This window comes from Micromonospora inaquosa, from assembly GCF_003857055.1.
GTDB lineage: Bacteria > Actinomycetota > Actinomycetes > Mycobacteriales > Micromonosporaceae > Micromonospora > Micromonospora inaquosa.
Genome location: NZ_QGSZ01000378.1, coordinates 1 through 10232, shown reverse-complemented (window position 1 = coordinate 10232; position 10232 = coordinate 1). Strand labels below are relative to the sequence as shown.

The window sequence follows — 10232 nt, the reverse complement described above, 5'->3', positions numbered from 1 at the left end:
GGCGGTGGTCGCCCCACGGCACCAGTCGCACCTGGTCGGCCGGGGAGCGCCCACCACCGAGCACCGCGGTGACCACCGCTTCCGGGCCGAGGATGCCCTGCACCCGGCTCAACGCCCGGTGCGCGCGTTCCCGCTCCTCACCGGTCTCCCCCCAGAGGCCGGCCTGCAGACCGGCCTGGGCGATCACCCCGTCCGGGACCAGCCGCAGCCGGATGATGCCGGCCGTCGGTCGGGCCGCTCGGGCACCGGCGCGGCCGTTGCTGCCGGAGAGCCACCCGTCGAGCTGCCAGCGCACCCGGTCGGCGATGGCCGCGGCGGTGAGCAGACCATCGTGCCGCCACACCCGGTGCAGCTCCTGCCCGTGCTCGGTGACCGCCTCGATGCCGAGCCGGGTGCAGGCCAGCCCGTGCCCGGCCAGCCGCTCGTGCAGCTGCTCAGCCAGCGCCCGGGCCACGAACGCCGCCGCGTCCACCCGGTCGATCGGCTCGTCGTGCTCCGAGGTCACCGTCAGGTCGGCCGGCGGCTGCCGGACGGCGAGTGGGCGGTGGTCCCGCCCGGCGGCCAGCCGATGGGCCAGCGCACCGTCGAACCCGAACCGGGCCAGCACGTCGCCGGCCGGCAACGCGGCGAAGTCGCCGAGGGTCCGTACCCCCAGCCGGCGCAGCAGGTCGGCCAGCGCCGACCGGCCGAGCGCCTCGACCGGCAACCCGGCCAGGAACTCCGGTGTCCCGCCCGGTGCCACCACCCGACCAGCGCGAGCGGCCAGCCCGGCCGCGAACACCCCGTCGGCGATGCCGACCTGGCTCTCCACCAGGCACGACTGGGCCACGTGCTCGATGATCCGCTCGGCGGCCGCCTCCTCGCCGCCGAGGTAACGGCTCGGCCCCCGGGCGGCCACCGCGCAGGCACCCGGACGGACCACCTCGACCCCGGCGACCAGCTCCTCCACCGCGGCGACCACCGGCTCGAACGCCCGGGCGTCCCGGCCTGGGTCGTACTCCACGACGGTGAGCTGCGGGCAGCGACCCTGCGCCTCCCGCTTGCGCAGCCCTCGACGCACCCCCTCGGCGCGGGCCCGCTCGGAGCAGGCGACCACCCGGTTGGCGTGCAGCACGGCGACCGGGCCGGTCGCCGGCACCCCGTCGACGATCTCGGCGGCGAGCACCGGCCAGTCCGGGCACCACAGCAGCAGAGTCCGTGCCGGCGCGCCGGTCACCCCCGACCGACCAGGGCGAGTGGCGCGGCCGATCGGCCCACGGGCGACGGCAGCGTACGAGGGATCACCCGGGTCAACTCGTCGCCCGGCAGCCAGACCTTGATCTCCTTGGGTCGGGCGGCCGCCCCGCGCCCGCGCGCCGAGACGGTGATCTCCCGGCGGCGCAACCGCCCCCGGCCCCGCCCGAGCCCCTCCCAGACTCCCCGGACCACCTGCAACGTCACGTCCGCGCCGTCCCACCGGCCGTACGGGACGAGCACGCTGCCGCGCTGCCGGGCCCGGGCGGCCAACCGGGTGGCGACCGAGGCGGAGACCGTCGCCGGCACGGTGGTGACCACGACGTCCACGCCGTCGATCAGCGCGGCGACCACGGTGGCCCACTCGGGGCCGGGGTTCGGCACCAGGGCCAACCGGTCCAGGGCGATGCCCAGCTCGGCGGCCGCGCCCGCGCCGAACGTCGGCACCCCGACCACGGCACACCACGAGCCGGCCCGGGACGCCTCAGCGAGCAGGGCCAACATCAGTGAGGTGCCGCCGCTGCGGCTGGGCTGGCCGGCGGCGACCGCGATGGTGCTGCCCCGGCGCAAGCCCCGGTTGGGCAGCAGACCGGTCAACTCGGACACCACCGGCAGCACTCGGTGGCCACCGACCGGGTCGGGTGCGCTCGCTGGGCGCACCAGATCAGCCAGCGCGGCGGAACCGACCACCATGCGGCCCGCCATTGGACCAACTCCCCCGTCGTTGCTGTGGATCAGATCAGGACCGGCACGCCGTGCCACCGGCCGCCCAGCTCCCCCCGCGGGGCGGCCGGTGGCACGGCGGGATCAGGCGGCGAGGCCGTCCAGAGCCGGTTGGTGGGCCACGCCGAGCGCGGTTTCCACCACCGTGACGAACTGTTCGGCAGCGCGGAGCAGATCGTCGGCCTCCCGGGCGCTGACCACCCGGGGAATGCCGGCCTCGGCGGCGGCGCGCTTGCTGGCCCCCGCTGCGAAGAACCGGGACCACTCGTCAAGCTCTGGAGCGACCGCGCAGAGGAGGACCCAGACGCTGGTGATCCGGTTGCGCCGACTCGGCGCGGGTCGGGCCCGGGCGGCGAGCAGGGCCGCCGCCGCGCGCAGGGCAGCCAGGTGGGCAGCCGCGTAGCGCAGGCCGTCAGGTCGGGTCTGGCCGGCCTCGACCAGGCCACGGCGGGCCAACGTGAGGAGTTGGGCGGGGGTGCGATGCGGCAGCACGTGCGCCGGCACCGTCGGTGCCTGAGCCGGGTTGGTCGGCATGGAATGTCTCTCCTCCACGTGGCCGAGACGTCGCTCCGGCGGCTGATGCCACCGACGAGACGCCGAGGTCGGGGTGGTGCGGAGGAAGACGCACCGGGTGTGGCCGGCCGGGTGTGGATGCTTCCCCACACCACACCCGGCCGGCGGACCGGCGGGTGCGTCGCCCGCCGCCCGGGGGTCGTGGGCGGCGGGCGGCGCTCCTGCCTGATGGGACCAGGCTCGCGACTGCCCGGAAACCCAGGTGCGGCCCGCGGAGCCGCACCGCCCGGAGGTGGCGCCGCGAAACGCCGCGCTCCGGCTGGTTGGAACGGGCGTTCGAGGCAATCGAACACTCGTTCTAACTGCTGCTGACAGTACACCTCCCCGCCGACGAAAATGCAACGTGTGACGCGCGGAGCGTGCCGGCCGGCTGAACCCACCTCGGCGAACCGGGAAGAATGACGACATGCAGCCACACCCGAACGTACGAGCGGTGCAGGACGCGCTCACCGCCGCCGGCACGCTCGACGGCGCCGGTGAGCCCAGCATGGTCCGTCTGCTGCCCGACGCGGTGCACACCGCTGCGGCTGCCGCCGAGGCGCTCGACGTCGAGGTCGGTCAGATCGCCAACTCCCTGATCTTCGACGCGGACGACACGCCGCTGCTCGTGCTCACCTCCGGCGCGCACCGGGTCGACACCGCCGGCCTGGCGGCATCGACCGGCGTCACCCGACTGCGCCGGGCCACCCCGGAGTTCGTCCGGGCCCACACCGGGCAGCCGATCGGCGGGGTCGCCCCCCTCGGGCACCCGCACCCGCTGCGCACCCTGGTGGACACGGCGCTGGCGGCGTACCCGGAGATCTGGGCCGCGGGTGGCGTGCCCCAGGCGGTCTTCCCGACCACCTACGCCGAACTGCTGCGGGTCACCGCCGGCACCCCGGCCGAGGTGGCGTGAGCGAGCGAACCAGCCGGCCCAGCAGCGTGGTCCCGGAGCTGGTCACGCTGCACGTGTGGCGGACCTCCCGCGGTGCGCTGCCCCGGGCGCTGACCCGGATGGCGCTGGACCCGCGCCGGCTGCGCGCCCTCCCGGGCGCTCGGTTCGGCAAGCTGCTGGGCACCGGGACCGGCACCGACTTCGGGCCGAGGGACGCCGACCTGACCCGGTGGGCGGCGCTGACCGTCTGGGACTCCCCCGCCGCGGCGGCCGGCTTCGACGACTCGTCGGTCGGGCGGGCCTGGACGCGCATCGCCCAGGCCCAGGCCCGAATCGACCTGCGCCCGCTGACCAGCCGGGGTGAGTGGTCCGGCCAGCGGCCGTTCGGTGACCCGTCGGGCGGCCGGGTCACCGGCCCGGTGCTGGCACTGACCCGGGCTCGGCTGCGGGCCCGCCGGGCTGCCACCTTCTGGCGGGCGATCCCGCCGGTGGCCGCCGCCCTGCGCGACGCGCCCGGGCTGCTGGCTCGGTTCGGGGTCGGAGAGGCCCCGTTGGGCTGGCAGGGCACTGTGAGCGTGTGGCGCGAACCGACGGACCTGGTGGCGTTCGCGTACCGTCACCCGGAGCATCGGGCGGCGATCATGCGAACCCCCACCGCGGGCTGGTACGCCGAGGAGCTGTTCGCCCGATTCGAGGTGCGCGACGTGGTCGGCGACCGGTCGGTGCTCGGGTGGGTCGCCGACGGCGGCCCGGAAACGGTGAAGGGTGGACGGGCATGAGGTTGGTGCGCTGGACGCCGGACGATCTCGTCCGGCGGCTGGACGACGTGGTGGCCGTCTACGGCGAGGCGATGGGATACCGCACCGACCTGCTGGAGGCCCGGCGCGGTTACATCGCCAGCCACGTTCGCCGGCCGGGTTTCCGGGCGGTCGCCAGTCTGACCAGCGAGGGTCACCTCGCCGGCTTCGGCTACGGCTATCTGGGCGCCTCCGGTCAGTGGTGGCACGACCAGGTGCACCGCGCGCTGGACGCCCCGACCCGTACGCGCTGGCTCACCCACTGCTTCGAGGTGGTCGAGCTGCACGTCCGGCCACCGGCGCAGGGGCACGGCCTGGGCACCGGTCAGCTGCGCGCGCTGCTGGGCATGGCGGAGGGCGACACCACGCTGCTGTCCACCCCGGAGGCCGACGAGCAGACCTCGCGGGCCTGGCGGTTGTACCGACGGTTCGGCTTCGTCGACGTGCTGCGCGACTTCCACTTCCCCGGCGACGAACGACCGTTCGGTGTGCTCGGTCGGGATCTGCCGCTCGATCCACCGGCGTCATGACCCGACGGATCTCCTGGACACTGCTCGCCGTCCTGGTGTCCGCCCAGATCTGCTACCCGCTCACCACCGGCGCCACCCGGGCCGGGCTCACCGTGGCCACCGTCGTCCTCGGTTGGCTGCTCTCGGTCGGCCACGCGCTGCTCAGCCGGGGCCTACGGGTGGCGGCGGCGCTGGTCGCGGTGGCCACCGGCGGCGGGTTCGCGATCGAGGCGATCGGGGTGGCCACCGGTGTGCCGTTCGGCAGCTACGACTACTCCGGAGAGCTGGGCCCCAAGCTGGCCGGGGTGCCACTGATCATTCCGCTGGCCTGGACCTGGATGGCCTGGCCGGCGTGGCTGGCCGCGGTCCGACTGACCGGCGGCGACGCCGCGACGGCCGGCGGCGGGCGGGCGGCCGACGGCAGCGGCAGCGGCAGCGACGGCAGCGGGCCGACGGTGGGTCGATGGGTGGGTCGGATCGCGTTGGCCACTGTGGGGCTGGCCGCCTGGGACCTCTTCCTCGACCCGCAGATGGTGGCCGAGGGCTACTGGGTCTGGCGCGACGCCACCCCGGCGTTGCCCGGCCTGGCCGGCATCCCGGTCAGCAACTACCTGGGGTGGCTGCTCTTCGCGGTGCTGATGATGAGCGCGCTGCGCCCGCTGGCCGGGCCGGCCGCCGCGCACACCGATCGGCGAGACCACCCGATGATCGCGCTGTACCTGTGGACGTACTTCTCCAGCATCCTGGCGCACGCCGTCTTCCTCGACCTGCCCGCCTCGGCGCTCTGGGGCGCCGCCGGCATGTCGGTGACCGCCGTACCGCTGGCGGTTACCCTGCTCCGCGCCCAGCGCAGCCGTCACCTCCGGCCGGAGGACCACCAGCCACACCGCCCCGGCGTCGACGCGACCCGATGACCGTCCCGCTCGCCCTGCTGATCGCCGTCGCCGCGTTGACCGGGCACACCTGGCTCAACGCCGCCCGGTGGCTACGCCGGCCCACCGACCGGCCCGACGCCGTCGACGAACCGGTGGCCGTGCTGCTGCCGCTGCGCGACGAGGCGACCCGGGTCACGCCCTGCCTGCGCGCTCTGCTCGCCCAACGCGGCGTACCCCGGCTGCGCGTCGTGGTCCTCGACGACGGGTCCACCGACGGCACCGCCGACGTGGTCCGCGCGGTGGCCGGCGACGACCCCCGGGTCACGCTGCTCACCGGAGTCGCCCCGCCGCCGGGCTGGCTGGGCAAGCCGCACGCCTGCTGGCAGCTGGCCACCCGGGCCGACCCGGACGCCACCGCGCTGGTCTTCGTCGACGCCGACGTGGTGCTCGCCCCGCACGCCGTGGCCGCGGCCGTCACCGAGTTGCGCGCCGCCCGCGCGACCCTGCTGTCGCCGTACCCCCGGATCGTGGTGGCGACGGCGGCCGACCGGTTGGTGCAGCCGCTGTTGCAGTGGCTCTGGCTGACGTTCCTGCCGCTGCGCGCGATGGAACGCTCACCGCGGCCGTCGCTGGCCGCGGCGGGCGGGCAGTTCCTGGTGCTGGACCGGGCCGGCTACACCGCGGCCGGTGGGCACGCCGCGGTCGCCGACAAGATCCTGGAGGACGTCGAGCTGGCCCGGGCGGTCAAGCGGGCCGGCGGGCGGATCGCCCTGGCCGACGGCTCCAAGCTGGCCACCTGCCGGATGTACGACGACTGGCCGCAACTGCGCGACGGGTACTCGAAGTCGCTCTGGGCGTCGTTCGGGCACCCGGGCGCGGCGGCAACCGTGGTGGCCGCGCTACTGCTGCTCTACACCGCCCCACCACTGATCGCGCTGGCGGGTGCGGCGGCCGGCGCACCGGGGGTGGCCGCCGTGGGCCTGGCCGGCTATCTGCTCGGGGTGGCCGGGCGGGTGCTCACCGCCCGCGCGACCGGTGGCCGGTGGTGGCCCGACGCGCTCGCACACCCCGTGTCGGTCGTGGTCCTCGGTTGGCTGACCCTGCGGTCGTACCATCTGCGAAAGCGACGCCGTCTGACCTGGCGGGGTCGCCCGGTCAGCTAGGAGGGCGCGGCATGGCGCGGATCGTGGTCGTCGGCGCCGGGGTGGGTGGCCTCGCCACCGCCGCCCGGCTGGCCGCTACCGGGCACCAGGTGACCGTCTTCGAGCGGGCCGACACGGTCGGCGGCAAGCTCGGCCGGTACGCGCACGACACCCCGGCCGGGTCGTTCCACTTCGACACCGGGCCGAGCCTGCTCACCCTGCCCGAGGTCTTCCACGACCTGTTCGAGGCGACCGGGGCGAAGCTCGACGAATACCTGGACCTGGTCGGACTGGACCCGATCGTCCGGCACGTCTTTCCGGACGGCGGCCCGACCCTGGACTCGTGCGCCGACCCGGTGGAGTTCACCTCCCGGATCGGGGCCGCCTTCGGTGACCGGGCGGCAGCCGACTGGCAGCGGCTGTGGCGTCGAGCGGCGCGGGTGTGGCAGGCCTCCTCGCGGGACATCCTGCGCCGTACCGTCGACTCCCCCCGCGACCTCGCGTCGCTGGCCTGGCGCGTCGGCGACCTGGCCGCCATCGCCCCGGGTCGCAGTCTGCGCGGCCTGGGCCGCCGGCACCTGTCCGACCCGCGGCTGCGGATGCTCCTGGACCGGTACGCCACCTACACCGGCGCCGACCCACGTCGGGCACCCGCGGCGCTGGTCGCGGTCCCCTACGCCGAGCTGGCCTTCGGCGGCTGGTACCTGCGCGGCGGGCTGGGCACGCTCGCCGACGCGCTGCTGACCCGCTGCCTGGACCTCGGCGTGGTCGTGCAGACCGACGCCACGGTCACCCGGATCGACGCCACCGGCGGCCGGGTGCACGGGGTACGCCTCGCCGGCGTCACCGCCCCGGTGCCCGCCGACGTGGTGGTGGCCAACGTGGACGCGCTCACCGTCTACCGTGACCTGCTGCCGCACCCGCGCCGGCTGGCCGCGCTGACCGACCGCAGCCTCGCTGGTTTCGTGTTGCTGCTCGGCGTCTCCGGCAGCACCGGGCTGGCCCACCACAACGTCTTCTTCCCGGACGACTACGACGCCGAGTTCGACGCGGTCTTCGGTGACCCCGGGCGCGGCGTACGGGCCCGGCCGGCGGCCGACCCAGCGGTGTTCGTCACCGTGGCCGACGACCCGATGGTCCGCCCGGCGGGGCACGAGGCATGGTTCGTGCTGGTCAACGCCCCGCGGCAGGGCACCGCGGCGGGCGCTGTCGACTGGCGGCGCCCAGGGCTGGCCGACGCGTACGCCGACCGGATCCTGGATGTGTTGGCGCGGCGCGGCGTGGACGTGCGCGACCGGCTGCTGTTCCGTGAGATCCGCACCCCCGCCGACCTGGACGTGGCGACCGGCGCGCCAGGTGGCTCGATCTACGGCACCGCCGGTGGTCTGCTCCGCCCGGCCAACCGGGGCCCGGCGAATGGGCTCTGGCTGGTGGGTGGCTCCACCCACCCGGGAGGCGGGTTGCCGATGGTGGCCCTCTCCGCGCAGATCGTCGCCGACGAGATCGGCGCCGCCTGGTAGACCCGGCTGCTCTGCCGGCGCCTGTTCCAGCCGGCGCGCCTGCTTCAGCCGGCCCGGCCCGGCCCGCTCAGCCGGCGTCGAGCAGGGCGCGGCGGATGCTGGAGAGCAGTTGCCCCAGGCCGAAGCCGGCCAGCAGCACCCAGACCGCGGTCGCCATGGTGATGGTGCCGGCGGCCAGGTCCGGTTCGATCAGCCCGGCCAGCCCGGCGACCAGCAAGCCGGCCAGCGCCACCGAGACCCGGGTGGGGCGTTCGCCCACGGTCACGGCGCCGATCTCCCGCATACCGGCGGCGACCGCCCGCGCTCGGACGTACTCGTGCAACCAGGACAGTGCGCCGCCCGCGACGACCAGCCCACCCGGCGCACCCACCAGCCAGAACGCCAGCAGCCACGCCACCTCACCGAGCCGGTCGGCGACCGAGTCGTAGACGTAGCCGAGCCGGGTGGTGCGGCCGGTGGCGACCGCCACCGCACCGTCCACGCTGTCCGCCACGGCGGCGAGCAGCACGAACAGCGCGCCGAGGAACGGCCCGTTCCCCGGCCGGCCCACCAGCAACGGTACGCAGAAGCAGAGCAGCACCCCGGCCACGGTGACCGCGGTGGGGCTGACCCGCAGCCGACCCAGCACATATCCGACGTGGTACGCGAATCGCAGCCAGGCACGCACCACCGGCGCCGCGACCCGGGGGTCGAACCCGCCGTGCAACCGCGCCCACGCCGTGGCGTACTGATCCCAGTTCAGCTGTGTGCCCACCACGACTCAACCGTCGCGCCGGCCAACAGGTGTCGCAGGCACAGCGTTCACACGCGCGCGCCAGCCTTCAGGTTCTGCCAGACCTCGCGGGTCGCGGTGGACCGGTTGAGGGTGATGAAGTGGATTCCCGGCACGCCCTCGTCCACCAGCCGGCGGCACATCTCGCTGGCCTGCTCGATGCCGAGCCGGCGGACGGCGTCCGGGTCGTCGGCGACACGCTCGAACCGGGCCGCCAACGCCGGTGGGAACGGCGCACCGGACAGCTGCACGGACCGTTCGATGGTGCCGATCTGGGTCACCGGCATCACCCCGGCCAGGATCGGGGTGTCACAGCCGGCAGCAGCCACCCGGTCACGTAGCCGCAGGTAGTCGTCGGCGTCGAAGAACATCTGTGTGACCGCGAACTCCGCGCCGGCTCGACACTTGCGGACGAACTGGGCGGTGTCGCTGGCCACGTCGGGTGAGCGGGGGTGCTTGTACGGGAAGGCCGCCACGCCGACGCTGAAGTCACCGGCGTCGCGCACCAGCCGGACCAGGTCCTCGGCGTAGTCGACGCCCTCGGGGTGGCGGATCCACTCACCGCCCGGGTTGCCCGGGGGGTCACCACGAACGGCCAGCACATTGCGCACCCCCACCCCGGCGAGCCGGCCGACCACGTGCCGCAGCTCGGCGACGGAGTGGTTGACCGCGGTGAGGTGGGCCATCGGCAGCAGTGTGGTTTCGGTGGCGATCCGCTCGGTCACCGCCACGGTGGTGTCCCGGGTCGAGCCACCGGCGCCATACGTGATCGACACGAACGACGGGCGCAGGGACTCCAGCTCGCGGATCGCCTGCCAGAGCAGCTGCTCCCCCGCCGCGGTCTTGGGCGGGAAGAACTCGAACGAGAAGGTCGGCTGGCGCTCACGAATGAGCTCCCCGATCGCCGGCTGCGGATTGGGGAGTACCGAGGGAAGACCGAGCGCCACGACCCGACTCTAGCGGTCAATGCCAGGACGACCCAGGCCCTTCCCATCCAGCGGCCGGCGCCACCCGGTCCACCCTCAGCCGGCGGGGGTGTCGCCCGGTCCACCCTCAGCCAGCGGGCGGTGCCGCACGGTCCGCCCCCAGCCGACGGCCGGTGCCGCACCGCGCGCCGAGCCGGTGAGAGCGGTGCCGCACCGCGCGCCCTGAGCCGGAGGGCGGAAAGGCGTCGTACCTCCGAGGTAGGAAGGGGCGGTGCGGGAGGGGCGGCG

Annotated in this window: 12 protein-coding genes; 6 read left to right on the top strand and 6 right to left on the bottom strand. The window is 75.0% G+C overall.

The window, feature by feature from the left end; genetic code table 11:
- The 3 genes from DLJ59_RS34170 to DLJ59_RS34160 all read right to left on the bottom strand — a co-directional run.
- Positions 1 to 1216, bottom strand: a 1216-nt coding sequence (locus tag DLJ59_RS34170; protein WP_148096997.1) for a DNA polymerase Y family protein, incomplete at its 3' end; no start/stop codon positions are given.
- Positions 1213 to 1938 carry a hypothetical protein gene (locus DLJ59_RS34165; RefSeq protein WP_124778240.1) on the bottom strand — a complete coding sequence of 242 codons (726 nt, stop codon included), beginning with the start codon at positions 1936 to 1938 and terminating at the stop codon, positions 1213 to 1215. The genes DLJ59_RS34170 and DLJ59_RS34165, both read right to left, overlap by 4 nt.
- Positions 1939 to 2040: 102 nt before the next feature.
- Positions 2041 to 2490 carry an SAV_6107 family HEPN domain-containing protein gene (locus tag DLJ59_RS34160; RefSeq protein ID WP_007463070.1) on the bottom strand — a complete coding sequence of 150 codons (450 nt, stop codon included), beginning with the start codon at positions 2488 to 2490 and terminating at the stop codon, positions 2041 to 2043.
- A 445-nt stretch (positions 2491 to 2935) separates the two neighbouring features.
- On the opposite strand from DLJ59_RS34160, the gene DLJ59_RS34155 reads away from it, so the two are divergent.
- Genes DLJ59_RS34155 through DLJ59_RS34130 form a run of 6 tightly spaced genes read left to right on the top strand, consistent with a single transcriptional unit; the run spans position 2936 to position 8246 of the window.
- A complete protein-coding gene (locus DLJ59_RS34155; protein WP_124778239.1) occupies positions 2936 to 3424 on the top strand; it encodes a YbaK/EbsC family protein in 489 nt (162 codons plus the stop codon).
- Positions 3421 to 4182 carry a monooxygenase gene (locus DLJ59_RS34150; protein WP_244236380.1) on the top strand — a complete coding sequence of 254 codons (762 nt, stop codon included), beginning with the start codon at positions 3421 to 3423 and terminating at the stop codon, positions 4180 to 4182. Before DLJ59_RS34155 ends, DLJ59_RS34150 begins: the two co-directional genes overlap by 4 nt.
- On the top strand, positions 4179 to 4730 hold the full coding sequence (locus tag DLJ59_RS34145; RefSeq protein WP_124778238.1) for a GNAT family N-acetyltransferase: 552 nt from the start codon (positions 4179 to 4181) through the stop codon (positions 4728 to 4730). The genes DLJ59_RS34150 and DLJ59_RS34145 overlap by 4 nt, the downstream gene beginning before the upstream one ends.
- Positions 4727 to 5623 carry a carotenoid biosynthesis protein gene (locus tag DLJ59_RS34140; protein ID WP_124778237.1) on the top strand — a complete coding sequence of 299 codons (897 nt, stop codon included), beginning with the start codon at positions 4727 to 4729 and terminating at the stop codon, positions 5621 to 5623. The genes DLJ59_RS34145 and DLJ59_RS34140 overlap by 4 nt, the downstream gene beginning before the upstream one ends.
- Positions 5620 to 6747: a glycosyltransferase family 2 protein gene (locus DLJ59_RS34135; protein ID WP_124778236.1), complete on the top strand. Its 1128-nt coding sequence runs from the start codon at positions 5620 to 5622 to the stop codon at positions 6745 to 6747. The genes DLJ59_RS34140 and DLJ59_RS34135 overlap by 4 nt, the downstream gene beginning before the upstream one ends.
- An 11-nt stretch (positions 6748 to 6758) precedes the next feature.
- Positions 6759 to 8246, top strand: coding sequence for a phytoene desaturase family protein (locus DLJ59_RS34130; protein ID WP_124778235.1), 1488 nt, complete (start codon positions 6759 to 6761; stop codon positions 8244 to 8246).
- Between the two features lie 67 nt (positions 8247 to 8313).
- Here the strand turns inward: DLJ59_RS34130 and DLJ59_RS34125 are convergent, their stop codons facing one another.
- The 3 genes from DLJ59_RS34125 to DLJ59_RS37090 form a co-directional block, all read right to left on the bottom strand.
- Positions 8314 to 9003, bottom strand: a complete 690-nt coding sequence (locus DLJ59_RS34125; RefSeq protein ID WP_124778234.1) for a CDP-alcohol phosphatidyltransferase family protein — start codon at positions 9001 to 9003, stop codon at positions 8314 to 8316.
- Positions 9004 to 9047: 44 nt separating this feature from the next.
- Entirely contained in the window at positions 9048 to 9965 is a 918-nt protein-coding gene (gene metF / locus DLJ59_RS34120) for a methylenetetrahydrofolate reductase [NAD(P)H] (protein ID WP_124778233.1), read from the bottom strand.
- A 75-nt stretch (positions 9966 to 10040) separates the two neighbouring features.
- A partial coding sequence (locus DLJ59_RS37090) for a hypothetical protein (RefSeq protein WP_208648934.1) occupies positions 10041 to 10232 on the bottom strand: 192 nt, incomplete at its 5' end.